29 protein-coding genes are annotated in these 26804 nt (G+C 67.0%); 20 read left to right on the top strand and 9 right to left on the bottom strand.

The features are described from left to right. Positions 1 to 48 precede the first annotated feature (48 nt). From tgt to ARADN35_RS0122455, 5 genes are all read left to right on the top strand, one after another. A complete protein-coding gene (gene tgt, locus ARADN35_RS0122435; RefSeq protein ID WP_010466228.1) occupies positions 49 to 1221 on the top strand; it encodes a tRNA guanosine(34) transglycosylase Tgt in 1173 nt (390 codons plus the stop codon). Between the two features lie 187 nt (positions 1222 to 1408). Continuing rightward, the gene (locus ARADN35_RS0122440) at positions 1409 to 1798 is read left to right on the top strand and encodes a hypothetical protein (protein ID WP_010466229.1); all 390 of its coding nucleotides are present in this window, start codon (positions 1409 to 1411) and stop codon (positions 1796 to 1798) included. A gap of 107 nt (positions 1799 to 1905) precedes the next feature. Further along, entirely contained in the window at positions 1906 to 3048 is a 1143-nt protein-coding gene (locus ARADN35_RS0122445) for a GGDEF domain-containing protein (RefSeq protein WP_035198490.1), read from the top strand. A gap of 55 nt (positions 3049 to 3103) precedes the next feature. After that, positions 3104 to 3673, top strand: coding sequence for a LuxR C-terminal-related transcriptional regulator (locus ARADN35_RS0122450; protein WP_010466232.1), 570 nt, complete (start codon positions 3104 to 3106; stop codon positions 3671 to 3673). Between the two features lie 322 nt (positions 3674 to 3995). Then, positions 3996 to 5393 carry a sensor domain-containing diguanylate cyclase gene (locus tag ARADN35_RS0122455; RefSeq protein WP_244265938.1) on the top strand — a complete coding sequence of 466 codons (1398 nt, stop codon included), beginning with the start codon at positions 3996 to 3998 and terminating at the stop codon, positions 5391 to 5393. 149 nt (positions 5394 to 5542) lie between these two features. Here the strand turns inward: ARADN35_RS0122455 and ARADN35_RS0122460 are convergent, their stop codons facing one another. The 5 genes from ARADN35_RS0122460 to ARADN35_RS0122480 form a co-directional block, all read right to left on the bottom strand. Beyond that, complete coding sequence (locus tag ARADN35_RS0122460; protein ID WP_244265941.1) at positions 5543 to 6961, bottom strand: FAD-binding oxidoreductase; 1419 nt, start codon at positions 6959 to 6961, stop codon at positions 5543 to 5545. A 21-nt stretch (positions 6962 to 6982) separates the two neighbouring features. Beyond that, on the bottom strand, positions 6983 to 8038 hold the full coding sequence (locus ARADN35_RS0122465; protein WP_010466235.1) for a zinc ribbon domain-containing protein: 1056 nt from the start codon (positions 8036 to 8038) through the stop codon (positions 6983 to 6985). A gap of 77 nt (positions 8039 to 8115) precedes the next feature. Next, positions 8116 to 8988 carry a DUF2145 domain-containing protein gene (locus tag ARADN35_RS0122470; RefSeq protein WP_010466236.1) on the bottom strand — a complete coding sequence of 291 codons (873 nt, stop codon included), beginning with the start codon at positions 8986 to 8988 and terminating at the stop codon, positions 8116 to 8118. A 10-nt stretch (positions 8989 to 8998) separates the two neighbouring features. Continuing rightward, positions 8999 to 9454 (bottom strand): hypothetical protein, encoded by a 456-nt coding sequence (locus ARADN35_RS0122475; RefSeq protein ID WP_010466237.1) that lies wholly within the window; start codon positions 9452 to 9454, stop codon positions 8999 to 9001. A 105-nt stretch (positions 9455 to 9559) separates the two neighbouring features. Continuing rightward, positions 9560 to 10054 carry a YiaA/YiaB family inner membrane protein gene (locus tag ARADN35_RS0122480; RefSeq protein ID WP_010466238.1) on the bottom strand — a complete coding sequence of 165 codons (495 nt, stop codon included), beginning with the start codon at positions 10052 to 10054 and terminating at the stop codon, positions 9560 to 9562. A 229-nt stretch (positions 10055 to 10283) separates the two neighbouring features. On the opposite strand from ARADN35_RS0122480, the gene ARADN35_RS0122485 reads away from it, so the two are divergent. Next, a complete protein-coding gene (locus tag ARADN35_RS0122485) occupies positions 10284 to 11471 on the top strand; it encodes a saccharopine dehydrogenase family protein (RefSeq protein WP_010466240.1) in 1188 nt (395 codons plus the stop codon). A gap of 117 nt (positions 11472 to 11588) precedes the next feature. Continuing rightward, positions 11589 to 12491 carry an EamA family transporter gene (locus tag ARADN35_RS0122490; RefSeq protein ID WP_167539802.1) on the top strand — a complete coding sequence of 301 codons (903 nt, stop codon included), beginning with the start codon at positions 11589 to 11591 and terminating at the stop codon, positions 12489 to 12491. 15 nt (positions 12492 to 12506) lie between these two features. Here the strand turns inward: ARADN35_RS0122490 and ARADN35_RS0122495 are convergent, their stop codons facing one another. Then, positions 12507 to 13022, bottom strand: coding sequence for an Lrp/AsnC family transcriptional regulator (locus ARADN35_RS0122495; RefSeq protein WP_029414306.1), 516 nt, complete (start codon positions 13020 to 13022; stop codon positions 12507 to 12509). Between the two features lie 163 nt (positions 13023 to 13185). Here ARADN35_RS0122495 and ARADN35_RS0122500 point away from each other — a divergent pair, with 163 nt between their 5' ends. Both ARADN35_RS0122500 and ARADN35_RS0122505 read left to right on the top strand, forming a co-directional pair. Next, positions 13186 to 14202: a 1-aminocyclopropane-1-carboxylate deaminase gene (locus ARADN35_RS0122500; protein ID WP_010466243.1), complete on the top strand. Its 1017-nt coding sequence runs from the start codon at positions 13186 to 13188 to the stop codon at positions 14200 to 14202. A 288-nt stretch (positions 14203 to 14490) separates the two neighbouring features. Then, entirely contained in the window at positions 14491 to 15492 is a 1002-nt protein-coding gene (locus tag ARADN35_RS0122505; RefSeq protein ID WP_010466244.1) for a Bug family tripartite tricarboxylate transporter substrate binding protein, read from the top strand. A 21-nt stretch (positions 15493 to 15513) separates the two neighbouring features. On the opposite strand, the gene ARADN35_RS0122510 is transcribed toward ARADN35_RS0122505, so the two are convergent. From ARADN35_RS0122510 to ARADN35_RS0122520, 3 genes are all read right to left on the bottom strand, one after another. Continuing rightward, the gene (locus tag ARADN35_RS0122510; RefSeq protein ID WP_010466245.1) at positions 15514 to 16053 is read right to left on the bottom strand and encodes a hypothetical protein; all 540 of its coding nucleotides are present in this window, start codon (positions 16051 to 16053) and stop codon (positions 15514 to 15516) included. Beyond that, the gene (locus tag ARADN35_RS0122515) at positions 16050 to 17984 is read right to left on the bottom strand and encodes an MFS transporter (RefSeq protein ID WP_010466246.1); all 1935 of its coding nucleotides are present in this window, start codon (positions 17982 to 17984) and stop codon (positions 16050 to 16052) included. Before ARADN35_RS0122515 ends, ARADN35_RS0122510 begins: the two co-directional genes overlap by 4 nt. Before the next feature lie 65 nt (positions 17985 to 18049). Continuing rightward, complete coding sequence (locus tag ARADN35_RS0122520) at positions 18050 to 18913, bottom strand: hypothetical protein (protein WP_035198518.1); 864 nt, start codon at positions 18911 to 18913, stop codon at positions 18050 to 18052. Between the two features lie 124 nt (positions 18914 to 19037). On the opposite strand from ARADN35_RS0122520, the gene ARADN35_RS0122525 reads away from it, so the two are divergent. From ARADN35_RS0122525 to ARADN35_RS0122575, 11 genes are all read left to right on the top strand, one after another. Then, positions 19038 to 19778, top strand: coding sequence for a helix-turn-helix domain-containing protein (locus ARADN35_RS0122525; RefSeq protein ID WP_010466248.1), 741 nt, complete (start codon positions 19038 to 19040; stop codon positions 19776 to 19778). 276 nt (positions 19779 to 20054) lie between these two features. Next, a complete protein-coding gene (locus ARADN35_RS0122530) occupies positions 20055 to 20447 on the top strand; it encodes a hypothetical protein (protein ID WP_010466249.1) in 393 nt (130 codons plus the stop codon). A gap of 2 nt (positions 20448 to 20449) precedes the next feature. Next, positions 20450 to 21493 carry an NAD-dependent epimerase/dehydratase family protein gene (locus ARADN35_RS0122535; protein WP_010466250.1) on the top strand — a complete coding sequence of 348 codons (1044 nt, stop codon included), beginning with the start codon at positions 20450 to 20452 and terminating at the stop codon, positions 21491 to 21493. A gap of 10 nt (positions 21494 to 21503) precedes the next feature. Further along, positions 21504 to 21698 (top strand): helix-turn-helix transcriptional regulator, encoded by a 195-nt coding sequence (locus ARADN35_RS0122540; protein WP_010466251.1) that lies wholly within the window; start codon positions 21504 to 21506, stop codon positions 21696 to 21698. 128 nt (positions 21699 to 21826) lie between these two features. Continuing rightward, a complete protein-coding gene (locus ARADN35_RS0122545) occupies positions 21827 to 22708 on the top strand; it encodes a TetR/AcrR family transcriptional regulator (protein WP_010466253.1) in 882 nt (293 codons plus the stop codon). Continuing rightward, positions 22705 to 23265 carry a DUF2867 domain-containing protein gene (locus tag ARADN35_RS0122550; protein WP_010466254.1) on the top strand — a complete coding sequence of 187 codons (561 nt, stop codon included), beginning with the start codon at positions 22705 to 22707 and terminating at the stop codon, positions 23263 to 23265. Before ARADN35_RS0122545 ends, ARADN35_RS0122550 begins: the two co-directional genes overlap by 4 nt. Continuing rightward, a complete protein-coding gene (locus ARADN35_RS0122555; RefSeq protein WP_010466256.1) occupies positions 23252 to 24571 on the top strand; it encodes an ABC1 kinase family protein in 1320 nt (439 codons plus the stop codon). Before ARADN35_RS0122550 ends, ARADN35_RS0122555 begins: the two co-directional genes overlap by 14 nt. Positions 24572 to 24583: 12 nt before the next feature. Next, positions 24584 to 24991 (top strand): DUF6463 family protein, encoded by a 408-nt coding sequence (locus ARADN35_RS0122560; RefSeq protein ID WP_100199512.1) that lies wholly within the window; start codon positions 24584 to 24586, stop codon positions 24989 to 24991. Between the two features lie 72 nt (positions 24992 to 25063). Further along, positions 25064 to 25444, top strand: coding sequence for a hypothetical protein (locus ARADN35_RS0122565; protein WP_010466258.1), 381 nt, complete (start codon positions 25064 to 25066; stop codon positions 25442 to 25444). A gap of 184 nt (positions 25445 to 25628) precedes the next feature. Beyond that, positions 25629 to 26171, top strand: a complete 543-nt coding sequence (locus tag ARADN35_RS0122570; RefSeq protein WP_010466259.1) for a YXWGXW repeat-containing protein — start codon at positions 25629 to 25631, stop codon at positions 26169 to 26171. Between the two features lie 151 nt (positions 26172 to 26322). After that, positions 26323 to 26778 (top strand): YXWGXW repeat-containing protein, encoded by a 456-nt coding sequence (locus tag ARADN35_RS0122575; protein ID WP_010466260.1) that lies wholly within the window; start codon positions 26323 to 26325, stop codon positions 26776 to 26778. Positions 26779 to 26804: the final 26 nt, after the last annotated feature.

Consider the following 26804-nt stretch of genomic DNA (forward strand, 5'->3'; position numbering starts at 1 on the left):
ACCCTTGTGCCAGGTCAGGCTGGCCCGTCTGGGACAATGCGCCCCATCATGCTGCAGTTTGACCTTCTCAAAACCGACCCCACCAGCCACGCACGCCGTGGCACGCTCACGCTCAACCATGGCGTGGTGCAAACCCCCATCTTCATGCCCGTGGGCACCTACGGCACCGTCAAGGGTGTGATGCCGCGCAGCCTGCACGACATGGGCGCGCAGATCATCCTGGGCAACACCTTCCACCTGTGGATGCGCCCGGGCCTCGATGTGATGCAGAGCTTTGGCGGCCTGCACGGCTTTGAGAAGTGGGACAAGCCCATCCTCACCGACTCCGGCGGTTTCCAGGTCTGGAGCCTGGGCGCGATGCGCAAGATCACCGAAGAGGGCGTGACCTTTGCCAGCCCGGTCAACGGCGACAAGCTCTTCATGTCGCCCGAGGTGAGCATGCAGATCCAGACCACGCTCAACTCCGACATCGTGATGCAGCTCGACGAGTGCACGCCGTACGAGACCAAAGGCCACCTGACGACCGAGGCCGAAGCGCGCAAGAGCATGGAGATGAGCCTGCGCTGGGCCAAACGCTCGCGTGACGAGTTCCAGCGCCTGCAGAACCCCAACGCGCTCTTTGGCATCGTGCAGGGCGGCATGTTCAAGCACCTGCGCCAGGAGTCGCTCGAGCGCCTGGTCGAGATGGACTTCCCCGGCTACGCCGTGGGCGGCGTGAGCGTGGGCGAGCCCAAGGACGAGATGCTGGACATCATGGCCCACACCCCGCACCGCCTGCCTGCGCACAAACCGCGCTACCTGATGGGCGTGGGCACGCCCGAAGACCTGGTGCAGGGCGTGGCCGATGGCGTGGACATGTTCGACTGCGTGATGCCCACCCGCAACGCGCGCAACGGCACCCTGTTCACGCGTTTTGGCGACCTCAAGATCCGCAACGCGCGCCACAAGGCCGACCACCAGCCCCTGGACACCAGCTGCACCTGCTACGCCTGCGCGGGCAGCTCGGGCGTGTCGTGGGACGACGGCGGGCGCGAGGGTTTCAGCCGCGCCTACCTGCACCACCTGGACCGCTGCGGCGAAATGCTGGGCCCCATGCTCACCACCGTGCACAACCTGCACTACTACCTGAACCTCATGCGCGAAGTGCGCGAGTCGCTGGATGCCGGCGAGTTCGCGCAGTTCCGCGCACGCTTCAAGGCCGAGCGGGCGCGGGGCGTGTAAGCACGGTCAAAAGCTATAAAAATGCTAGCTATCAGCGCTTTATAAATAAGCGCCAGAGGCCAAAATCATTCAAAAATTCCTGCACCACCTCCTGCGCTGGCCTGCGCGCATACTGACCGGCCTGGGCAGCGGGCTGCTGGCCCTGCTGATCCTGTTCGAGGAATGGGGCTGGGTACCGCTGCAGCAGTTGCTGGCACGCATTGGCCGCTGGCCAGGCCTGCGCTGGATCGAAGGCTGCGTGCGCGCCCTGCCGCCGTGGGCGGCGGTGGCCGTGTTTGCGTTGCCCACGGCCCTGTTGCTGCCCATCAAGCTGCTGGCCCTGTGGGCGGTGGGCCGGGGGCATGTGGTGCTGGGCATGCTGGTGATCGTGCTGGCCAAGGTGGTGGGCACCGCCGTGGTGGCGCGGCTGTTCACGCTGACGCAGCCAGCACTCATGCAGTTGCACTGGTTTGCCTGGACCTATGCGCGCTGGATGCGCCTCAAGCACACCGTGCTGGAGCGTGCCCGTGCCTCGTGGGCCTGGCGCGTGGCGCGGGTCATCCGGCGGCAGTGGGCGCAACGCTGGCGCCGCCGCTGAGCACTGCGGGAGTTCACGGTAGCGCCTGTCGCCCCATTCCAGCCAAGATATACAGACATGGTCCACCGCCGCCTGGGACCACAACCAAACCGCCATTGCTCCGCGACATGGGCCTCCAGCTTGATCTCCCCACCGTCCTCCTGCTCTACAAGACCGCCCTGGTGGCCGGTGCGCTGAGCATCTTTCACGTCAGCCGGCATTCGTGCCGACCCCAGGGGCTCAAGCCGCTGGCGGTGGCCTACCTGCTGCTGGCCATAGGGGCCGAACTGGCGGGCCGGGGCGAATACCTGGTGCTGCCCGACTGGCTCTGGACCCACACCAGCCTGCTGCTGGGGACGGTCGGCTACCCCCTCTTCTGGGCGGGCATGCGGGCATTGAGCGGGCGCAGGCGCATCCCGATGGCGGTGCTCGTCCTGGTCCCCGGTGGCTGGCTGGTGCTGGGCCTGGTCACGCAGTTTCCGCTGGACAATCTGCTGCGCGCTGGCGCCTTTCACATCACCGCCGCCGTGGCCCTGGTCGGATCGGCCCACGAGGTATGGCGTGATCACCGCACGGAACCGCTGCCGTCCCGCCCCCTGCTGGCAGGGCTTCTTCTGCTCAGCGCCAGCATCTTTGCGTTGCGCCTGTTGTACATCGCCACCGACAACGCAAGTTCCGCAGGATTTGCCCGGGCCTTCTATGTGCAGATGTTCTGCCACTTCGGCATCGCACTCATGGTTTCTTCGCTCTCCAGCGAGCGGGCCGCAGTGCGCCTGGAACGGGTGGCGCAAACCGACACGCTCACGGGCGCGGGCAACCGCCGCTGGGCCACGTCGATGCTGCCCGCGCGACTGCCGGCGGGCAGCGCCATCGCGCAGCTCGACCTGGACCACTTCAAGCGCATCAATGACCGCTTTGGCCATGCGGCGGGCGACCGCGTGCTCGTCGCCTCGGCCCAAGCCCTGCGCAGCCAGCTGCGCGACTCGGACCTGCTGGCCCGCATGGGTGGCGAAGAATTCCTGGTCTATCTGCCAGACGCCACGGCCAGCGATGCGGCCGCCGTCGCGCAGCGGCTGTGCGCAGCCGTGGAACAGATCCGGCTGTCCGAGCAGGGCGAGGACATCCCCGTCACCGTCAGCATTGGACTGGCCTGCGTGAACTCCGGTGGCGGAACCTGGGTCGACTGGCTGGGCGCGGCCGACCGGGCGCTGTACGACGCCAAGCGCGCTGGCCGCAACCGTGTCGTGGTGACGCACGAGCGCACGGCCTGAACCGGCCCTGGTTCCCCAGGGCTGTGCCCATTGGCCTGCGGCAGAATCGCACCCCATGCCCGCACCACCCTTTACCACCCCGACCGAAGCGCTGGAGCTGGCTTTCAACTTGGCCCCGGTGGGCATGTGCGTGACGCGCGAACGCAGCATCGAGATCTGCAACGACGCCTTTGCCCACATGTTCGGCCACGAACTGGCCGACCTGCTGGGCCAGCCGCTGGCGCCGCTGTACCCCTCGTTCGACGAGTTCACCCACACCGGCCACCTGGGCCTGCAGGCCATGAAGGATTCGGGGGCCTATGCCGACGAGCGCATCATGCGGCGGCGCGACGGATCGCTGTTCTGGTGCCACGTGGTGGGCCGTACGCTGGACCGGGCAGACCCGTTTGCCCGTGCGGTATGGATGTTCGAGGACATCTCGCACCGCCGCCCCGTCAGCACACCGCTGACCCTGCGCGAGCGCGAAATCGCCCAGCACATCGTCACCGGCGCCACCAGCAAGCAGATCGGGCGCTACCTGAACATCAGCCACCGCACGGTGGACGCCCACCGCGCACGGCTCATGCGCAAGCTGGGGGCCAGCAGCACGGGCGAACTCGTGGCGCTGCTGCTGGGCAGCGCCTAGTATCGCGTTGCATGCTTGACGGCACATTCAAAACCGATGGATTTTTGGCCAGGGCAAGGCGCAAACCACAGCGATACCCGCAGGTATCGCGCGGATTTGCGACACAGCTCTGGCCGAAAAGACGCGGTTTTAAGTGCCGGATAGCGTGCAACACCACACTACCCATAGAGTGAAAACCTTCCCCGGCCCACCCGGAGATCGTCAACAATTGTTTCTGAAGGTTGCGCAGCAGCGTTCCCAACACACCCGGCCCGGGGACAATCGGCAGGGACCTGGGCGCCGCCCCGCCGCCCCCTGCAGCCCACCTATGTACCGCCCTTTTGTGATCCACCGACCCCTTTCGCCGCCCATGGCCTGGCTGGGGTTGGCACTGCTGATCTTTGCCGCCTGCCTGGTGGGCATCTTTGCGCGGCCCATCGGCTTTCTGTCGGCCTTCTGGCCCGCCAATGCGCTGCTGCTCGGGCTGCTGGTGCGCTACCCCACGCTGGCGCGCCCACCGGCCTGGGTGGCGGCCGCCGTGGGCTATGTGGCGGCAGATCTGGTGACGGGCAGCCACTGGGGCATGGCTCTGTGGCTCAATGCGGCCAACCTGCTGGGCGCCACGGCGGGCTGGCTGGTGCTGCGCCGGCTGGACGAAGGCATCCGGCGCCTGCAGCGCACCGTGTCGGCGCTCTACCTGCTGCTCGCTGCGCTGGCCGCCAGTGCTGTGGGGGCGCTGGCGGGCTGTGGCGCCGCGCCGGTCTACTTCAACACCCCATGGACCGACCTGCTGTCGCTGTGGTTCAGCACCGAACTCATGAACTACATGCTCATCGTGCCGGTGGTGCTGGCTGCGCCGCGCGCAGATGCCCCGCCCCCCGCGCCGCAGGGCGGTCTGCAGGGTGTGCCAGTGTTCTGGCGCCTGGCCCCCGTCAGCTCGCTGCTGCTGGCCGAGGGCGTACGCACGGTGATCGGCGGGCCTGGCATGCTGGCCTTTGTGGTGCCGGGGCTGCTGTGGTGCGCGCTCAGCTACAGCCCCTTCATTTCCAGCCTGTTGTCGCTGGTGGTGTGCCTGTGGACCATGGCCGGGGTGGCCACTGGCGTGCTCAACTTCACACCCGCGCATGCCAGCGATGTGTTCTCGCTGCGCGTGGGCGTCACGCTGCTGGCGCTGGGGCCGCTGGCTGTGGCCTGCGCCAGTGCCGCACGCGCCGAGGCCCTGCGCCGCCTGGACCACGCAGTGCGCCACGACGACCTGACCGGGGTGCTCGCGCGGCGCGCGTTCCTGGAGCAGGGTGAGCGGCTGGTGGCACGCTACCAGCGCGAATCCGCCGGGTTGGCGGTGCTGATGGTGGACGTGGACCATTTCAAGCAGGTCAACGACCAGCTGGGGCACGGTGCGGGCGACCAGCTCCTGATTGGCATCGCCCAGGCCATGACCAGTGCGCTGCGCCCCCAGGACGTGCTGGGCCGCCTGGGCGGCGAGGAGTTTGCGGTAGTGCTGCCCGATGCCTCGCCCGCCGAGGCGCATGCGATTGCAGAACGGCTGCGCAAGGTGGTGGAACAGTTGCCCTTTGGCGCCGAAGGCGGTGCCCCGCAACACCACGCCACGGTCAGCGTCGGCCTGGTGCACAGCGCCAGCCTGGGCGGCGATTCCGACATGGAAATGCTGCTGCTCGCCGCCGATGCTGCGCTCTACCGGGCCAAGGCCCAAGGGCGCAACCAGGTGATGATGGGGTAAGCCCCCAAAGCGGTAAGCCCCAAAAAGCCGCTTTGCACCTGCGGGCCTGAGGCCGTGCCCGTTTCAGGCGTCGCGGGCGGCACGGTGTGCCCTGAAAAGCCGAAATAGCGTGGGCCGCAAAAGCAGCCCACCCGCAGCGCCGGTGCACGCTACAGATACTGCTTCCACAGCATGTTGGTCATCCGCCCCTCGGGGTCCCAGGCGGCCTTGGTGGCACGAAACCGGTCTGCCTGCGGGTAGGCCGCCGCGAACTGCGCTTGTGTGGCATGGCGCTGGTAGGGCAGGTAGTAGGTGCCGCCGTGCTGCAGGGCCAGGTCGATCAGCGCACGCGTCCACAGGCCCACCGCCGTGCGGGCCTCGGGGCTGGTGCCTTGTTTGTAGTACAGCACCCACGAAAACACCTCCTCGCGCGCCCAGGCCATGACGGCATCGGGGTCGGGCGGCGCGTGGCGCACCGAGATGTTGAGCACCTGCGCACCGTGCTGCTGCAGGATGTGGGCCAAACCCCGCGTGAAAGCGGCGAACCGGGCCACGGGCACAAAGTATTCCTGCAGCACATAGGTGGACTGTGCGCGGCTGGCCGGCTCCAAAGAGGCGGCATCCAGGCTGGCCTCGTGGTTGCGCCACACCACGGGATGTCCACGCAGCAGCGCGGGGCGGACCACCTTGTGCTGCAGCTGGTGGCCGCCCGGCAGCTCCGTCATGGCCCAGATCACGCTCTTGTCTAGGTCATACCGCTGGCCGCGCGGCACCAGGCGCTCGGGCACCGTCACGGGCTTGTCGGTGCGGGTCCAGGTCACCGCAGTGGCGCGGTCAAAGCTGGGGGGCAACAGGTCGGCGTTGTGCATCACGGCCTGCGCGTTGGCGGCCACCTTGGCGGCAAAGAAACCGGGGTAGTCGTCCAGCGCCACGTGGGCCACGGCGCGCTCCAGGGCGGTGTTGGCATCCAGGTCCAGCTCCACCTCGGTGATCACGCCCAGCCCGCCATAGCCGCCCAGGGCGGCACGGAACAGGTCAGGGTGCTGCTGGCGGCTGGCCTCGCGCACGCCTCCGCTGGCCAGCACGATCTGCAGGGCCCGCACGGACGCGCCGATGGGCCCGTGCCCCACATAGCGGCCATGCACGTTCACCGACACGGACCCGCCCACCGTGAAGTTCGAATAACTCTGCATGGTGCGCACCGCCAGGTCGTGGGGGTCCAGGTGATCTTGCAGGTCGCGCCAGCGCATGCCGGCCTGTACGCGCACCTTGCGGCCGGTGGTGTCCAGCCACACCAGCCCCTTCATGCTGCGCATGTCGATGTGCAGGCCGCCCTCCACGCCCACCTGCCCGCCCATGCTGTAGCGCCCGCCGCCCACGGCCACCGCGCCGGGCCAGTTCTGCACGGCCTGCACCACGTCCTGCACGCTGCCAGGCACCACCACCCGGGATACCCGCACGGGGTACAGGCGGGTTACGTTCTCGATCAGCGCCCCGGGAGCGCTGTGGGCCCGCAGCGGCGCCGCGGCCCCCACCAGGCCTGCGGCGGCCAGTGCACCCAGGAGTTCACGGCGGCGCAGCCCCTTCACGGTGTTCAAGCGTTGCGCCGATCAGTCATCCCGGGCAAGCCGCACGCCGGCACCGGTGCCACAGGCATGGCAGAACCGCGCAAAAGCGCTCTTGCGGGTGGTGCACTGGCCGCAGTGGTCGAACAGGCCGATGCCGCAGTGCGGGCAAAAGTCGATCTTCTCGTTCTTGAGGTCCACCGGGCGCTCGCAGCCGGGGCACACGCTTTTGGCCAGGCGGGCCAGGGCCACGTCGTAGCTCAACTCCTTGCGGCGCTCCTGGTCGGGCAGCGCCTCGGCCAACTTCTGGCGCTCCAGGTAGCGGTTGAGCGCCAGGATGGCGTAGCGCCCCACCAGCGCCGTGATGCCGATGCCCACCACGTAGCGCACATAACCGCCGTAACTGGGGAGGTAAGGCACCAGCTCCACGAAGAAGGCGAACAGCGCGAAGAAGATGAAGCCCCATACAAACGGCCAGTAGGTGCCCTTGCGCTTCTTGGCGAACAGCCAGCCGGCGACCGCCAAGAGCGGCAGGGTGAGGGCCAGGCGGTACAGGAACACGCGCAGCTCCACCTTGCGGCGCTCGGCCTCCAGCTTGACGTAGCCATCGGCTTCCATGTCGTTCAGGCGCTCCTGCGTGGCTGCCGCTGCCTGGCGTGCGTCCAGCGCGGCCTGCTGCTGCGCCTCGACCGCCTGCTGGGTCTTGCGCTCGGCGAGCTTGAGCACGTCCAGCGCCTGGGTGCGCGCCAGGACTTCGGGGTCCTGGTCGGCGCGCTGGGTGGCGTTGCGCGTGGCCAGCCAGTTGTTGAAGGTCTCGCGCGCGGCCTGCGTTTCGCTGCGGGCCTTGCTGCGCTGCAGCTGGGCCTGGTCCAGCGCGGTCTGCGCATCCTGCTCGGCCTGGCGCGCGTCCTTGACCTGGGCGCGCAGCCTCTCGGCCGCTGGCTTGTCCAGGAAGTCGTCCACGCGCAGCGGGGTTTCGACCTTGGGCAAATCGCCCACGATGGTGCCGCCCAGGCCGATGAGGAAGCTGGCAAACACCAGCGCCACCAGCCACAGGCCACGGCGAAACCATTTTTCGGACAGCCGAAGCGATTTGCTCATGATCGTTTCCCTCAGGAAATGCTATGCATTTGATAGCTATTAGCGCTTCTCCATAAAGCGCTGAAGGCCATTTTTATTCAATTCTTCACCACCAGCACCACCGGTGCAGCCACCAGCTGCGCCCGTTGCAGCCAGGCCAGCATCGAATCGACGGTCACGGTCTCGATGCGGTCCGAAAACCGTTTCTCGTTCGGGTGGTCGTCAAATGCGATGTTGGCCGAACCCACGCGCCCGCCCATGCGGGTCAGCGGGCCCAGTTTCAGGGCGGTGGGCTCGTAGCCCTTGAACTGCAGCCAGGCCTGCGCCTGGTCGCGTGTGCGCACCGTGGTGGGCTCCATGGCCATCGCCAGGGTCTCCAGCGCCCACTGGTTGGATTGCTGGTACTTGCGGCCCCACGCGTAGCTGACCATGCTGTAGGGCGGATGCTGCAGCGCCGTGGTGCGGCCCTTGTCCTGCAGCACGGCGATCAGGCGCTGCTGCACCTCGGGTGTGGGCACGGCGTACACCGCCTCGTAGCGCCACAGGTCGTCCAGGAAGAATTCGCCCAGGCCCTGGCGGTACAGGTGTCCAACGGCCGTGCCACATTCATTGAGCTTGTGGGCCACCCACCATGGGCCCTCGGGCGTCTTGTACGCCCAGCCCAGGTGCGAATAGCGCAGGCCGTATTTGCTCAAGTCCTGCCCCGCGCGGGCGAGCACCACCACCTGGGCGCCGGACCTGGCGTGCTCCGCATCCAGCGCGGCCGAGGCCTGCTGCGCCAGCTGCATGCCGCGCTCGATCACTTTGGCAGGCACGGGTTTCGCGGCCTCGCAGGAGCGGCCCGCGTGGGCCGCGGGTACCGCCAGCAAGGCCGCGCCAGCCACCAGGGCCAGGCCGAGCATGGCGGGGTTGAAAGAAGAGCGCACGCGGGCACGCGCCGGGGTCGTCACGGTCATCTGCTGCACATTCATGGCGGTGCCCTTACAGACGCTCGTTGTGCAGCAGCGCACGGCCGATGGCGTTGGGCACGAAGGCAATCGCCTCGCCCGCCACCGACAGCACCACGCCCGTGCCGATCACGCTGCAGGTCACCACGGTGCCCACGGCGTGCGCCGATGCGCCCACGCCCCGGCCCGCCACCTCGACGCTGGCCCGGGCGCCGTCCGATGCGCGCTCCAGCAGATACACCGTGCCGGTGGCCGATGCCTCCACCGTCTTCACCGTCAGCACCGCACCGGCGACCGACAGGGCCGCTGGCACCGTCACGACCGCGCCAGCGGCGGCAGACGCCACCGATGCCGTGCCCACCACCGACGCGATGGGCAGCAGCGACAGCGCGGCCGAGGCCTCGCTCTGGGCCCGTGCGGGCAGGGCAGCCAGCGTGCACAGCAGGCCGGCGGCCAGGGCAAGGGTCAGGATCTTCGACAACTTCTTCATGGTTTCACTCCTCACAGGAGGTGCTGCGCAGTAGCGCTGCAGCACCGGTTTTTTTCAGGGCAACCTCCGAGCATCCGCCGTAGCTCCATGGCGAACGCCAGAAACTCAGCTGGCATTGTTACCAGACGTAGCAGCATGTGCTGCGGCAGCTTCGCGGCGGCCTTGCAGGCGTGCTTCCAGCAGGTCAGCCTCGTGGCGGTCGCGCAGCATCTTGGCCAGCGTGAACGCGGTGGTGATCAGGTACAGCCAGCTCACACCCAGAAAGGCCTTGTAGGTCACGTTGATCTCCATGCCGAACAGACCCCAGCCGGTGAGGCCCATGGCCACCACGAAGCCGCCCCAGACCACCAGCTTCCACATGGGCGTGTCGCCCGCACCGCGGCGCGCGGCGCTCTCGTTGTCCCGCACGAACTTGGCCAGCACGAACGCGGCCGAGAGGCAGAACACATAGCCCATCACCATGAACGCCTGCTCCAGCTGCTCGCCTGGCAGCCAGGCCAGCCCCACGGCGCACAGGAACACGGCGATGCCGAACGAGACCCACACCTGGAGCTGCCATGCACGGGTGTCACGCTGGATGAGGGTGGAAGAAGACGACATACGAATGGGGTGGCCTGAAAGGGCCGTGGTTGAACACGGAGCGGATAGTGCCGCGCCGGCCCGCCGCCGCCGCCAACGGGTTGCGCCAGTGGCGGCTGCCCGGCTCTTCGGTATCGAATGGCGATACTTTCACCACATGGACCGGGGCACCTGGGCGACATCATTGCACCGGCTTGTCTTTGACAATCGCAGCCTTTGACTGCTGCAACGCCCGCACGGAGACCGCCCCATGACCACCGCCAAACCTTTTGACATCGTCGTCCACGGCGCCACCGGCTTCACCGGCCGCCTGGTCGTCGAATACCTGCTGCAGCGCTACCCCGCCGGCAGCGGCCTGCGCTGGGCCATGGGCGGGCGCAGCGCCGACAAGCTGGCCGCCGTGCGCGACGAAGTCGGCGCCCCCGCCGACACCCCGCTCATCGTGACCGACAGCACCGACCCCGCCAGCCTGCAGGCCCTGATGACCCAGACCCGCCTGGTGCTGACCACCGTGGGCCCCTACCAGCTGTACGGCAACGAACTCGTGGCCGCCTGCGCGGCAGCCGGCGTGGACTACGTGGACCTGTGCGGCGAACCCGCCTGGATGCGCCAGATGATCGACGCGCACGAAGCCACGGCCAAGGCCAGCGGCGCGCGCATCGTGTTCTCGTGCGGGTTCGACTCCATCCCGTTCGACCTGGGCGTGTTCCTGCTGCAAAAGGAATTTGGCCAGCGCTTTGGTCACCCCGCGCCCAGAGTGCGGGGCCGGGTGCGCAAGATGAAGGGCACGTTCTCTGGCGGCACAGCCGCCAGCCTGAAGGCCACCATGGCTGCAGCGGCCACCAACCCCGCCGTGCTGGATTTGCTGAAGAACCCGTTCTCGCTCACACCCGGATTAGACGGGCCGCGCCAGCCCTCGGGCCACAAACCCATGGTGGACGAAGCCCTGGGTGAAGGAGTCTGGGTGGCCCCCTTCGTGATGGCCGCCATCAACACGCGCAACGTGCACCGCTCCAACTTCTTGCTGCAGCACGCCTACGGCGCCGACTTCGTCTACGACGAGATGCTGATCACCGGCACCGGCGAGAAGGGCGAAGCCATCGCCAACGCCGTGGCGGGCGACAAGTCGCTGGGCTCTGACAAGGGCCCCAAACCCGGCGAAGGCCCTTCGCGCGAGGAACGCGAGAACGGTTTCTACGACGTGCTGTTCCTGGGCACCGACGCCGCTGGCAACAGCCTGCGCGTGGGTGTGAAGGGCGACCGCGACCCGGGCTATGGCTCCACCTCCAAGATGATCACCGAAGCCGCCGTCTGCCTGCTGCAGGATGCCACCGAGACTCCGGGCGGCATCTGGACCACGGCCCCCGCGCTGGGTGACAAGCTGATAACGCGGCTGCAGGCCAACGCTGGGCTGAGCTTCGCGGTCGAATCGGCGTAACGTCCCGGAGGTACCGGAGCTTCCCTGCGGGTTTGTCCGTTTTCGCACCACGCTGGTCCTGAAACGCTCGGCCACCCACCGAGCGAATCCTCCAAAATGCAGGGAATGAACACTGCCCTGCGCCCCCGCGACCTTGCCCTCGCCCTGCTTGTCATCGTCGTCTGGGGCTTGAACTTTGCTGTGATCAAGGTCGGCGTGGCCGATGTGCCGCCCATGCTGCTGGGCGCGCTGCGCTACCTGCTGGCGGCGTTTCCAGCGCTGCTGTTCGTCAAGCCCCCCAAGGTTCCGTTGCGGCTGTACCTGTTGTATGGCATGACCATGGCCGTGGGCCAGTTTGCCCTGCTGTTCACCGCCATCCACATCGGCATGCCGTCGGGCCTGGCCTCGCTGGTGCTGCAGGCGCAGTCGTTCTTCACGCTGCTGCTGGCGGCCTGGTGGCTGCGTGAGAAATGGCAGGGCAACCAGGTGGCGGGCCTGGCGCTGGCAGGCGTGGGGCTGGTGCTGATTGGCAGTGCCCACGGCGCATCGATGCCGTTGGCGGGTTTTGCGCTGACCGTGGCGGCCGCTGCGATGTGGGGCTGCGGGAATATCGTCACCCGCGCCGTGGGGCGGTATGGGCCGATGAACCAGTTTGCCTTCATCGTCTGGTCCAGCGTGGTCGCGCCGCTGCCGTTCGTGGCCCTGGCGCTGGTGATGGACGGCCCCACCGCTGTACTGGCAGCCGTGCAGCACCTGTCCTTCAAATCCATGGCCGCCGTGGCCTATATCGCGTGGATCTCCACGTTGCTGGGCTTCGGGCTGTGGACGTATCTCATGTCGCGCTACCCCGTGAACCGCGTGGCGCCCTTCACCCTGCTGGTGCCCGTGGTGGGCCTGACCACGGGCTGGTGGGTGTTTGGCGAGCAACTGTTGCCCGTGCACTTTGCGGGTGCGGGGCTGCTGATGGCGGGCCTCGTGGTCAACGTGTTCGGGGGCCCGGCCTGGGCGGCCGTGATGGGGCGGCTGCGCGGGGCGCAGTGAGCCTCTCCACGGCCGCTACAGCGCCAGCGGCAACTCCGTGGTCGATAGCACATTGCGCAGCACCATGAACGAGCGCACCTGCCGCACTCCGGGCAGGTAGATCAGCTGCTCGGCGTGCAGGCGGTTAAAGCTGTCGTTGTCACGCGTGCGCACCAGCATGAAGTAATCGAACTCGCCGGTGACCACATGGCACTCCATGCAGCCCGAGATTTTGGCGGCGGCCTTTTCAAACTCGGCAAACGATTCGGGCGTGGAGCGGTCCAGCACCACGCCAATCATCACCAGCATGCCAGCACCCACGGCCTTGGGGTTGAGCAGTGCCACGACGCCGTCGATGAGCCCCAGGCGCTTGAGCCGCTCCACGCGCCGCAGGCAGGCGGGTGCGCTCAGGTGCACCTTCTCGGCCAGCGCGACGTTGGACAGCGAGGCATCACGCTGCAACTGGCGCAGGATGGCTTTGTCAGTGCGGTCCAGCTCAGCCGACACATCAGCCTGCGGCACATTCTTGGAACGAACTTTTGTTGCGCACATTTTTCTTTTCAAGAAATATTTATCGTCGATATTCTGATTCATAAATGAAAAACTCTGAAATACCGATGAAATTCGCAACCACTTGATGCGCGTGTCTTTCTACGATGAAGGCACTGCAAGCCACCCCTTGCACCCCATCCCTTCCATCGACCGGAACACCGCCATGAACCTGCAGAAATTCGCCCGCCACCCGCTCACCTTCGGGCCCTCGCCCATCACCGCGCTGCCGCGCCTGTCGGCCCACCTGGGCGGCAAGGTGCACCTGTATGCCAAGCGCGAGGACTGCAACTCGGGCCTGGCCTTCGGCGGCAACAAGACGCGCAAGCTCGAATACCTCATCCCCGAGGCGATTGCGGGCGGCTACGACACGCTGGTCTCCATCGGCGGCATCCAGTCCAACCAGACGCGCCAGGTGGCCGCGGTGGCCGCGCACCTGGGCATGAAGTGCGTGCTGGTGCAGGAGAACTGGGTCAACTACTCCGACGCGGTGTACGACCGCGTGGGCAACATCGAGATGAGCCGCATCATGGGCGCCGACGTGCGCCTGGACGCTGCGGGCTTCGACATCGGCATCCGCCCCAGCTGGGAGCAGGCCATGGACGACGTGAAGAAGGCCGGCGGCAAGCCCTTCCCCATTCCCGCAGGCTGCTCCGAGCACCCGTACGGCGGCCTGGGCTTCGTGGGCTTTGCCGAAGAAGTGCGCCAGCAAGAAAAAGAGCTGGGCTTCCAGTTTGATTACATCGTCGTGTGCTCGGTCACCGGCAGCACGCAGGCCGGCATGGTGGTGGGCTTTGCGGCCGACGGCCGGGCACGCAAGGTGATCGGCATCGACGCGTCGGCCAAGCCCGAAAAGACCCATGCCCAGGTGCTGCGCATCGCACAGAACACGGCCAAGCTGGTGGAACTGGGCCAGGAGATCACGGCCGAGGATGTGGTGCTGGACACGCGCTACGGCGGCCCCGAGTACGGCCTGCCCAACGAGGGCACGCTCGAAGCCATCCGCCTGTGTGCGCGCCAGGAAGGCATGCTCACCGACCCGGTGTACGAAGGCAAGTCCATGCACGGCATGATCGACATGGTGCGCAAGGGCGAATTCCCCGAAGGCTCCCGTGTGTTGTACGCGCACCTGGGAGGGGTGCCGGCGTTGAACGCCTACAGCTTTCTTTTTCGCAACGGCTGATGCCCCGCGCGAGGAGACGGAGCAGCAGCACCTGTGCCGGCTGGCCGGGCTCTCCGTGATCTGAGCACCTCTGCTTTTTTATCTTTGCGTTTCCTCAGACCCGTGCACGCCGCCGGGTCTCCCCGACATGGCCGGTGCATCCCGCCGGCCATGTCGGCTGACCGAACTTCCGTGGTAGCGACAGGCCCTGGCGGGCCGCCAGAGCGAAACGAAGACTGGCGCATCCTGGACCCTGTCCGCAGGTAGCAACGGCTGAACACAACCAGCCCTCATCCGAAGGATCGCCGAATGAACCGCTTGCCTCTGACGCGACGCACTGGCGTCGCCCTGTCCATCGCTGCGATCGCAGCCACCGCAGGCCTGGGTTTATCGCCCCTGGCCCACGCCGACGGCTACCCCGCCAAACCCGTTCAGCTCATCGTGCCCTTCCCGCCCGGCGGGGCGGTGGACATCGTGGGCCGGCTCATCAGCAAGAAGCTGGGCGAACGCCTGGGCCAGGCGGTGGTCATCGAAAACAAGGCGGGCGCGGGCACCATCGTAGGCGCATCGTTTGTGGCCAACGCACCGGCGGACGGCTACACGCTGCTGATCAGCTCGGGCTCCACCTTCACCGTAAACCCCGCGCTGAACGCCAAGCTACCCTACGACCCCGTCAAGAGCTACGAGCCCGTCGGCCTGGTCGCCCGTGTGCCCTTGATTCTGCTGGCCCACCGCGATGTGCCGGTCAACAACCTCCGGCAGCTGATCGCCGCCGTGCAGCGCACTCCAGACAAGTTCTCCTACGGCTCGTTCGGCAACGGCACCACGGGGCATTTCGCAGCCGAGCTGACCTGGTCGGCCGCAGGCATCAAGCTGATGCACGTGCCTTACCGGGGCAGCGCCCCCGCCATGGCCGACCTGATGGGCGGGCAGATCCCCCTCACCATCGACACCGTGGCGGCAGCGCTGCCACAGCTCAAGGCGGGCAAGATCAAGGCCATTGCCGTCACAGGCGCCACGCGGGCCACGCAGCTGCCCGACGTGCCCACGGTGGCAGAAAGTGGCTTTCCGGGGTTCTCGGCCGACTCCTGGCTGGCCGTGGTCGCGCCGCGCGGCCTGCCCACCGAGGCCAAGGCCAAATTGCACAAGGCACTGGCCGAGACCCTGGCGGATGCCGAAATCCGCAGCAAGCTGGTGGCCAGCGGGTTGGAGCCCGCCTACGCACCAGGCGATGCCGTGCTGGCGCAGATCGAGGACGAGCTGCCACGCATGCGGGCGATTGCGCAACGGGCGCAGATTCGTGCGGAGTGAGCGCTGCGCTTTTCCGGAGCCTCAGTCCCGCAGCCAGGTCAGCATGTGGGGATAGGCATGCGGACCGCCAGGCACCTGCTGCGCAGGCAGCAGGGTGAGCCCCGCAGCTGCCAGCCCCGACGCCCCCAGGTACACCCCCAGCTCGAAAGCGGTGCGCAGCCCGGCGGACCGCCCGTGGTATCCGCCGTCGTGGAACAGCACAGCGGAATCCATCCTCAGGTGGCACAGCGCGGCCCACGCCCAGGCGGTTGCCTCGATCTCACCGCCATGGGGCACTGCGGGCAGGTCCTGCAGTGCGTCGTCCAGGGTGGGGCGCTGGGCGGCAGGCACCACCGCCAAGTGGCCGGCCTCGTGCAGCAGGTCACCGGGCCAGCGCAGCCGCGCCCGGTCCACGCGCAGCCCACCCCGCTCGATGCGGACGCCAGGCAGAAAGCTGTCGTCGGGCACCTCGGCCTCACAGACCGCAAGGCCGATGCCGCGCAAGAAATCCAGGATGCGATCCGTCAATGCACCGGGGTCCGCTGCCGGCACGGCCGCGATGGCAACGTCTGCCGTGCTCATGTTTGCAACAGGTCTGCCACCTGGCTGCGCAGCAGCGCGGGCTGCACGGCCTGAGACGCTACAGGACGGCCCACATTGAGCCCCACCCGGCTGTAGAACCCCCTGCGGAACGGCCGCACCATCGCACCGCCCTGCTCGATGCGGCTGAAGTACGAGCCCCACAGGTTGGTCAGCGCCATGGGGATCACCGGCGCCTCGACGCCCTCTTCGCGCGCACGCTCGATGATCTTCATGATGCCGCCCTTGAACTCCTGCAGCTGGCCGTCCTTGGTGATGCCGCCTTCGGGGAAGATGGCCAGCAAGTCGCCCTCACGCAGCACCTGGGCCGCGCGCTCGAAGGCGGCGTCGTAGGTGGCGGGGTCTTCCTTGTACGGCGCGATCGGGATGGCCTTGGCCAGGCGGAACAGCCAGCCGAGCACCGGCACGCGGAAGATGCGGTGGTCCATCACAAAATAGATCGGCCGCGGGCTCGCGGCCATGAGCAGCACCGCGTCGATAAAGCTCACGTGGTTGCACGCCAGGATGGCCGCGCCGGTGGTGGGCAGGTTTTCGTCGCCCTGCACCTTGAAGCGGTACACGAAGCGCGATGACATCCAGGCCACAAAGCGCAGCAGATATTCGGGCACCAGCATGAAGATGTAGAACGCCACCACCGCATTCGCCAGGCCTACGAACAAAAAGATCTGCGGCACCGTGAAGCCGGCGCCCAGCAGCGCGCCGGCGATGAGCGAACTCGCAATCATGAACAGCGCGTTCAGGATGTTGTTGGCCGCGATGATCCGCGCGCGGTGCGTGGGCTGGCTGCGCATCTGGATCAAGGCGTACATCGGCACGCTGTACAGGCCCGCAAACAGGCTGAGCAGCGCCAGGTCGAGCATCACACGCCAGTGCTGGCTTTGTGCAAGGAAGGCGCCAAGGCCCATGATTTCCGACGGTGGCAGGCTGCGCGCCGCGAAGTACAGGTCGATGGAAAACACGCTCATGCCAATGGCACCCAGCGGCACCAGGCCGATCTCGACATGGCGGCGCGAGAGCACCTCGCACAGCAGCGAGCCAATGCCGATGCCGATGGAGAACACCACCAGCAGCAGCGAAGCCACCTGCTCGTTGCCGTGCAGCACTTCCTTGGCCAGGCTCGGAAACTGCGACAGGAACACCGCGCCGAAGAACCACATCCAGCTGATGCCCAGGAGCGAGCGGAACACCACGATGTTCTCGTGCGCAAGCTTGAGGTTGCGCCAGGTCTCGGTGAAGGGATTCCAGTTGATGGTGAGCCCCGGGTCGGTGGCCGGCACCGACGGGATGAATTGCGCCACCGCGCGCCCAATCAGCGCGGCCACCACACACGCCACGGCCACCGTGGTGTGGCCGATGCCCGGCAGCGCCACCAGCAGTCCGCCCGCCACGTTGCCCAGCAGGATGGCCACGAAGGTGCCCATCTCGACCATGCCGTTGCCGCCGGTGAGCTCACGCTCGCTGAGTACCTGCGGCATGTAGGCGAACTTGACGGGCCCGAACAGCGTGGAGTGCACGCCCATCAGGAAGGTGCACAGCAGCAGGATGGGCACATTGCCCGCGATGAACCCGCCCGCCGCCACCAGCATGATGGCGATCTCCAGGTTCTTCACGAAGCGGATCATCTTCGTCTTGTCGTACTTGTCGGTGAGCTGGCCCGAGGTGGCCGAGAACAGCAGGAACGGCAGGATGAACAGCGCCCCAATCACCAGCCCCGCCATCGCCGGCGGCAGCCACGACACGCTGAGCTGGTAGGTCACCATCACGGTGAACGCGAACTTGAACAGGTTGTCGTTGGCGGCGCCTGAAAACTGGGTCCAGAAAAACGGCGCAAACCGCCGTTGGCGCAGCAGGGCGAACTGGTTCGGGTCCTCATGCGTTGGCGCAACGCTGGTTGAGGGGGTCTCGGGGTGCATGCTTTTCTCCTCGTTTCCGATGGGTTTGCTGTGTCTTTGTGTTTGTGTATCCAGTGCCCCGCCACTCAGGCGCGGAACCTGCGTGCGACACCCACGGTGTGGGCGCCATTCTGCCCGGACAGCGTGACGTGCGGCGCACCCCGTGCACCGCTGTTGCGCAATGCCGCCAGTGCCAGCAACACCGGCCAGGCAGCGCTGGCAGCGAATACATGCTTGATGCTGTGTCCCGACACCCACTGCGCTGTGGCGTCAAACACCGCGTGATCGGCGGCCTCGAACAACTTGGCCACGGCATACAGGCCAATGACCGCGCCCAGGTGCACCGCCAGGGCGCCATCGCGCCGGGGCCAGCAAGCCAGTGCCAGCACCACCAGCATGCCGCCCAGTTGCACCACCGCCCAGGGCATCAGGTTGCCGGCGTGCGACCACCACAGCACGGCCAGCGGTCCGGCCAGCAGCATCGCGCCCGCCGTGGCCCACCCCGCCCGCTGGCTCACGCGGCTGGTCGCCGCCAGCCCCAACAGGCCCGCAAAAGGCAGCACCATGCCCAACCGGTCCCACAGCAGGCCTGCGTCCTGCGGTTGCCAGTGGTACACGCCCGAGCCCATGGCCGTGCACACCAACCCCACGAAAAACAGCGTGACCATCGCGTGGGATGTGTGGTCCAGAGCGCCGGCGGCCAGACGGCGCAATGCCCGCAAGCCCCACACCCCTGCGATGGCGAGCGGCAGATTGCTCAGCACATCCATCGCACAAGGAATACCCCACAGCGCGCGCTGATCGGCAAAACCGTGCTGGTGCACGCTGGCAGGCAACACCGGCCCGAACACGGCCAGCGCCAGCAACGCGATCACGCCCAGCAGCAGGCCCGCTTCAGCGCGCGTCACGGGCTTGTGGCGCCGGGTGGGGAGAGAAATCAGAAAGGTCATGGTCTTCGCATCCGCAGGGTTGGGCAGTGAATGCGGCGCAGTGTGCGCAGCCCACGCCACGCCATCACCAAAAAGTCGCACCGATTGCCGCCAAAGACACCCTCGGTATTGATAATCGATACCCATGAGCACCACAGCCGACCTCGTTCTCGCCCTGAAAAAAGAACTCAAGACCGCCCAGATGACCTACGCCGACCTGGCGCAGGCCCTGGGCATGGCCGAGTCCAGCGTCAAGCGCATGCTGGCCAAGGGCGACATGCCGCTGTCGCGCATCGACGCGATCTGCCGCGCGCTGGCGCTGGACTTTGCCGACCTCGCACGCCGCGTGGCCGAAAACCAGCCCTTGCTCAAGGAGCTGACGCAGGAGCAGGAACGCGCCGTGGTGGCCGACAAGAAGCTGCTGCTGATGGCGATTTGCGTGCTCAGCCAATGGACGCTGGAGCAGGTGACCACTACCTACCGGCTCTCCGAGGCCGAGGGCATCAAGTACCTGGCGCAGCTTGACCGCATCGGCATCATCGAGCTGCGGCCCCTGAACCGCTACCGATTGAAGCTCGCCAAGACCTTCCGCTGGCGGCCCCACGGCCCGGTGATGAACTACTTTCGCGAGCACGCGCTGCTCGACTACTTTTCCGGCGGCTTCGACGGCTCGGGCGAAGGTGTGCTGCTCGTGCACGGCACCATCAGCCGGGGCCTGGCGCCCGCGTTCATGGAACGCATGCAGCGCGTGGCGCAGGACTTTGCGCAGCAGCACTTGGCCGACCAGAAGCTGCCACCGCGGGAGCTTGAGGGCTACACGCTGCTCTTGGCCATGCGCAGCTGGGAGTTCGAAGCGTTCACGGGAATGCGGAGGCTGCCCCTTTAAGCCGCTGCGCGGCGCTCCCCAGTGAGGGAACGACGCGGCGTTGGGGCGTTTGGCTTGCCGTCGCTCGTTTGAGATCGGGCGATGCAATGGGGTCGCGTGTCATTTGCTATGACATTGATAGCAATAAATGTTTATACAATAAGCGCGAGCGGCCAAAAAGCACTGAAATTTCGATGTTCGTGGCCGACTCCACCCTGTCAAAAGTAAAAGAAACTTGACATGGACATCGCCGCGGCACGACAATTTGTAAAGCAAACTTTACTTCCTGAGGCCCGCATGAACGAACTTCCCCCTCCCCTGGAACAAATCAGCTACCTGGCCAAGGTGCTCTCCGGCCTGCTCGTGGTGATCTTGCTGGGCCTCGCCAGCCTGGAGCTGGCGCACCTGCCGCTGGCGTCGGGCCGGTGGGCGGCGGGGCTGCTGGCGGCAGCGTGTGCGCTGTTGTCGTGGCTGGGCTATCGCCGCTACCGCCAGCTGGACGAACTGCAGCGCCAGATGCACGGCCGCGCCTGCCAATGGGCGGTGGGGCTGGCGCTGGCCATGCTGCTGGTGGTGTCCGCGGTACAGGCCTTGGGCATGGCCCCTGCCGTGCACCCGCTGGCCGTGGCCGCCGGGCTGATCGCCGCCTGGGGCTTGGGCCTGTGCATCACCCACCACCGGGTGAGCTGAGCATGGCCCGCGTGTTGGTGACCGGCGCGGCCGGATACCTGGCGTCGTGGATCGTGAAGCTGCTGCTGGAGCAGGGCCACACGGTGCACGGCACGGTGCGCAGCCTGAAGGACGAGCGCAAGGTCGCGCACCTGCAGCGCCTGGCGCAGGCGCATCCAGGCCAGCTCATGTTGTTTGAGGCCGACCTGCTCAGTGCGCAGGGCTTTGACGCTGCGATGCAGGGTTGCAGCGCGGTGCTGCACACCGCTTCGCCCTACAAGCTGGGGCCCTCGGCCGACCCCGAGCGCGAGCTCATCGCCCCCGCTGTGACGGGCACGCGCCACGTGCTGGATGCGGCCAATCGCGCGGCGAGCGTGGAGCGTGTGGTCATCACCAGCAGTATCGTGGCGATGTTCGGCGACAGCGACGAGCTGCAATCCCGCCCGGGGCATGTGCTCAACGAAAAGGACATCAACCGCACGTCGACCGCGCAAAGCAATCCCTACGCGCTCTCCAAGACGCGCGCCGAGGCCCTGGCCTGGGATCTGCAGGCACGGCAAAAACGCTGGTCGCTGGTGAGCGTGCATCCAGGTGCGATCTTCGGCCCCTCGCTGTCGCAGCGCGACGATGCCACCAGCGTGCAGCTGCTGCGCCAGTTTCTGGACGGGTCCTTCCGCCAGGGCGTGCCGCCGCTGTGGCTGGGCACGGTGGATGTGCGCGACGTGGCCCAGGCGCACGTCAGCGCCGCGCTGCAGCCGGCAGCCTCGGGCCGCTACCTGGTGGTGGGCGAAAGCCTGCGCCTGCTGGAGATCGCGCAGCGCCTGCGCCAGAGCCACCCGGACCGCAGCGCCAAGCTGCCCACCAAAGAGGTGCCCCGATGGCTGATGTGGCTCATCGCGCCCATGGCCGGCATGACGCGCAGCTACGTGCGCCACAACGTGGGTCATCCGCTGCAGTTCGACACCGCACGCAGCCAGGCCGAGTTGGGCGTCCGCTACCGGCCGGCCAGCGCCACGCTGGGCGAGCACGTGGCGCAGCTGGTGGCCGATGGCCTGGCGCCGGACTGAGGCAACCCGCATGCACAACCACGTCAAAGCCCTGCGGCAAGACCGCGGGATGACCCAACAAGCCCTGGCCGACGCGCTGGGTGTGAGCCGCCAGACCGTGCACTCGATCGAAGCGGGCAAATACGACCCCAGCCTGCCCCTGGCCTTCAAGATCGCCACCGTGCTCGGGCGGACCATCGAGCAGGTGTTTGTGCCCGACGACTGAGCCGCAGCCCAGCGCACAGGCGAAGGTGTCTGCACCTTCGTCGGGCCCATCCTTCGATACCCATTGACGCTTTAATGAAAATTCACTATTCTTTAAATCATTGATTCAACGATTTTAAAGATACCAAAGTGAAAACCACCCGCCAACAGCAAGACGCCACCCGCCGCCAGATCGTGGCCAGCGCGGTGGACCTCATGACCCGCCAGGGCTTCGACGGCACGACGATGAAAGACATCGCGCGCGCCGCCGGCATCGGCGACGCCACGATCTACAAATACTTCCCGACCAAAGACCGCATCGTGCTGGGCTACCTGGACGACGTGGCCCACCAGGCGCTGGCCGACACGCTGCAGACGCCGGGATTTGCGGGCTATCAGCTGCAGGAGAAGCTCCAGCGCCTGACCGACGCGGTGCTGGAGCGCCTGCTGGCCGACCGCGAATTTGTGGCCCAGGTGCGCAGCCTGGCGCGGCGCTCGCCGCTGTCGATGCTGGCAGAGCCCCTGGCGGCACGGCAAAGCCTGCGCGAGGCCGTCGCCAGCTTTCTGGAAGCCGCCGAGGCCAGCGGCGAGATCGAGCCCTGCGACTTCAAGGGCCTGGCGGGCGGGCTGTACACCGACTACCTGGCCGGTGTGGTGACGTATTGGCTGGCCGATACCTCAGATGAATTTGCCGACACCACGCAGCTGGTGGACCTGTCGCTGGGTGTGCTGGTGCAGGCGCTGCGCGGTGGGCTCGTCAACCGCGTGCTGCAGTTGGGCGGCTTTGTGCTGCGCAGCCAGATGGCCCGCATGGTGCAGCACAGCAGCGGCCTGATGGGCATGCTGCAGTTGGCCAAACAGGCGATGGCCAGTGCGCCTCCCGGCCCTGCGCCCGCCTACACGGCAGGTGCCGCAACATCTCCCTCGCAGGAACCTTCCAAACCGCCGCGTGCGCCGCGCACCCCCCGCGCTGCCAGCCCGGCAAGCGCTGCAAAGCCAGCGGCCACGCCACGCAAGAGGAAGTCCGCATGACCACCGACCACACCGTGCGCGAGGTCCAGGTGCCCTCTGGCACGGTCATCCATGCCACCTTGCATGACGCGGATTTTTTTGACGCCTTCACAACGACCGATCCCCGCCCCGCCGCCAGTGCACTGCAGACCTGGCTGGACGTCTTGGCTAGGACACCGCGGTGGACGGAGCAACTTCTGGCCGTGCGCAACAAGCTGGTGCGGCTGATGGGTCTCAAGGACGTGGGGCAGTTGCAGGACGTGCATCCGCTTGCCAGCGGAGCCCCCCCGACCAATGCGCGCAGCTACCGCGTCGGAGACCGCGTGGGCATCTTCCTGATTCGCCATCTGAGCGACACCGAGGTGGTGATGGGACAGGACGACAAACACCTGGATGTGCAGGTCTCGCTGACCAAACACGGGCAGCCGGGCAGCGCCCCCACGGTCGTCATCAGCACCGTGGTGCATATCCACAACACGCTGGGCCATGCCTATATGGCCGTCATCACGCCGTTTCACCGCCGCATCGTGCAGGCCATGCTGCAGCAGCTGGCCCTTTCAAACCATGGCGCGCGCTGACGCGCCGCGAACTGGCCGCCTGGCGCGCGGCACCATCACGGGCCTGGCCGCGGCGCGCATCGGCATGGCCCAGCTGGGGCACCGTGTGCGCACGCCGTCAGCCCAGGCGCAGGCCGACCACGAGGCCGCCCTGGGCCGCATCCTTTTTGGCGCTTTGGGGCAGCTGCGGGGCTCGGCCCTGAAGGTATCGCAGCTGCTCAGCATGCACCCGGGCCTGCTGCCCGACGGCGTGCGGCAGGAGCTGGCGCGCGCCCACCACCAGGCACCGCCGCTCAACCGCGCGCTGGTGGGACGCGTGTTCCGCCAGGCTTTCGGGCAGGAGCCCGAGGCGCTGTTTGACCAGTTCGATCCCACCGCCTTCGCCGCCGCCAGCCTGGGCCAGGTGCACCGCGCTCAACTGGCGGGCCACGGCACGGTGGCCGTCAAGGTGCAGTACCCCGGCATCGCCGCCACCATTGCCAGCGACATGCAACTGATGCGCACTGCACTGCGCGCCCTGGCCCACACCGACATGCCCCTGCCCGCCAACACCGTGGTGGACAGCGTGATGACAGAGATCGAAGCCACGCTGCTGCGCGAGGTGGACTACCTGCAGGAGGCAGAGCAGCTGCAATGGTTTGCGCAGCACGCGGCTTTGCCCGGCGTGGTGCTGGCGCAGCCCATCCTGTCGCACACACGGGCCCAGGTGCTCACGCAACAGTTCCTGCCGGGCCAGCACCTGCAGGCCTGGCTGGCCACGCAACCCACACAGCAGCAACGCGACCTGGCCGGACAGCACCTGTGGGACTGGTTCATGCATTGCATCTTTGTGCTGGGCCGGGTACATGCCGATCCGCACCCCGGCAACTTTCTGTTCGCGCCCGATGGCACGGTGGGCGTGCTCGACTTTGGCTGCACCCGCAGCCTCTCCGGCGATTTTCTGGCGCAGGTGACACAGGCGTGGTCCGCACTGCTGCGCCCTCCCACCGACCCACAGCGAGACGCACTGGTGCTGCAGGCCTACCAGGCACTCGGACTCGTCAATGCCAGCCTCACCGTGCCGGCCTACACCGCCGAACTCGCGCCCGCACTGGCTGACATGCAGGCTTGGCAGATGGAGCCTTTCACGCAACCGGTTTTCGATTTTGGCGTCAAGACGCCGCCACCCATCACCGCCGGACGCCACCAGCGCGTGCTGGGCGAGCACCTGGTGCAGGTGCCCGGCGAGATGCCTGCGTTCGAGCGCATGTGGATGGGCCTGATGCACCTGCTTACGGGGCTGGGCGCACGGGTCCACACGCATTGCCCCGCCCTTCTTTCTTCATAGGAACCCACCCACATGACCACCCTGACCTCCCCCTCCCCTGGCTCCACGGCCATACCGCTTCGCAACCGCTGGAAGGGCCGGTGGATGCTGGCCGTGGCGCTGCTGCACACGCTGTATGCCGCCGTCGTGTTTCCGACCCAGCTGCAAGAGATCGTGCGGCGCGGCGTTTTCAACAGCGTGCAAAAAGACCCGGCCGTGGGCGCCGTGGTCTGGTTTGTACTGTTCGGCGTGTTGTTCGCGTTGCTGGGCTGGGCCATGTTGCTGATCGAACGCAATGCAGCCCTGGCGCACGTTCCTTTGCGCGGGCTGGGTGCCGGGTTGCTGGCTCTCACGGCGCTGGGCATTGTGCTCATGCCCACATCGGGTTTCTGGCTGGCGCTGCCGCCCGCGCTGGCCCTGTGCTGCCCCCCAAAGCGTTGAAGGCGACGAAGACGGGTCGATGCGCCGCTTCTGCACCTTCCACAGCCATCCTGATTGACTTGAAAACTGTTCATGAATACTCCGCTGGTACTGGCAGCCGGGGGCCTCGCCCTGGTGGGTGTTGCGCACTCGGTGCTGGGTGAATTCCTCGTGTTTCGCGCTCTGCGCACGCAGGGCATCGTGCCCACCGGAGGGCGGCCCGTACTGCACGAGCGGCAGGTGCGCATCCTCTGGGGCACCTGGCACCTGGCCACCGTGTTGGGGTGGGCCCTGAGCGCCCTGCTGTGGCGCCTGGGGACCGTGCCAGGAGATACCAACCTGGGGGCCTGGGTGGCTGATGTGGCGGGGCTGGCCACCCTGATCAGCGGATTGCTGGTGTTCTATGCCACCGACGGCAGGCACCCGGCCTGGTTTGCCTTGCTGGTGGTGGCCGCACTGGTGTGGTGGCGCTGAGGGCGCCCTCGGCAAGGCACGGGGTGGGCAGTCTGGAGTGTGAGAAAAATCACGGAAACCCCTGTCGACACCGCTGCAGGAAACACAACTTCACAAGACTTCGCAATTCGCCTACACCGTCTTGACGCAGCGTCTGCACCATGAAGTCTCCGGTTCCGCAAGGAATCATTTTGAGGAGACCATCATGGCCCGCAATGCACTCGCCGCTGTTTCTATCGCCCTGCTGTCGCTGGGTGCCGCTACGGTGGCGCAGGCACAGACCAGCGCCACCGTTGTTATCCAGTCGGGACAACCCCACCACTACCAAGCGCCCTCGCCCATGGTGGTGCAATACGGCCCGCCACCACCACCCCGCTATGAAGTGGTGCCCCGCCCCCGCCGGGACATGGTGTGGGTGCCCGGGTACTGGGATTGGCGTGGCCACCGCCACGTCTGGGTCCAGGGCCACTGGATGAAGGCCCGCCCTGGCTACTACTACCGCGAACCGCGTTGGGTGGAACATGGCGGCCGCTGGGAAATGCGCCCAGGTGGCTGGGACCGGGATGGAGACGGCATCCCCAACCGCTATGACCGCGACCGGGATGGCGACGGAATTCCCAACCGCTATGACCGCGATCACCACGACCGGGACCGTGATGGCGTGTCCAACCGCCACGACCGGGACCGCGACGGCGACGGTGTGCCGAACCGCCACGATCGCCGTCCAGACAACCCGTACCGCAACTGACGGAGGGGTGAAGGCCGGGGGCGGTCCGGGAAGACCCGGGTGAAGCCGCCCTCTTCGCCTACGGCTGACCCCGCTCAGCGCCTACGTGGCGCAGCGCGCCGAACCGCCACCATGCACAGACCGATTCCGCAAGGAACATTAGGAGATCACCATGACCCGCCAGACATTCACTGCAGCTGCCCTCGCCCTGATGGCACTGCTGCCCCTTGCACCCGCGCACGCTGCACCGCAAGGCACCGTCATCATTCAATCGGGTCAGCCAGAACGTGGATACCAATCCACGCAGAACTACCAGGTGATTCCCGCCCCCCCACCTCCACGGCATGAAGCCGTGCCACGCCCACGCCGCGGACAGGTGTGGGAAGAAGGGCATTGGGAATGGCGTGGCAACCGCCACCGCTGGGTTCGGGGCCACTGGGTGCAAGCACGCCATGGCCACCAGTACCGCCAGCCCCAGTGGGTGGAGCGTGAAGGCCGCTGGGAAATGCAACGCGGTGGCTGGGACCGGGACGGCGATGGCGTTGCCAACCGCAACGACCGCGACCGCGATGGCGACGGCGTATCCAATCGCCGTGACAGCCAGCCCGACAACCCGCGTCGCAACTGATGGCGCTGGGGGAGCCTAGCGTTCCC

The sequence above is a fragment of the Acidovorax radicis N35 genome, assembly GCF_000204195.1.
Taxonomy (GTDB): Bacteria; Pseudomonadota; Gammaproteobacteria; order Burkholderiales; family Burkholderiaceae_C; genus Acidovorax; species Acidovorax radicis.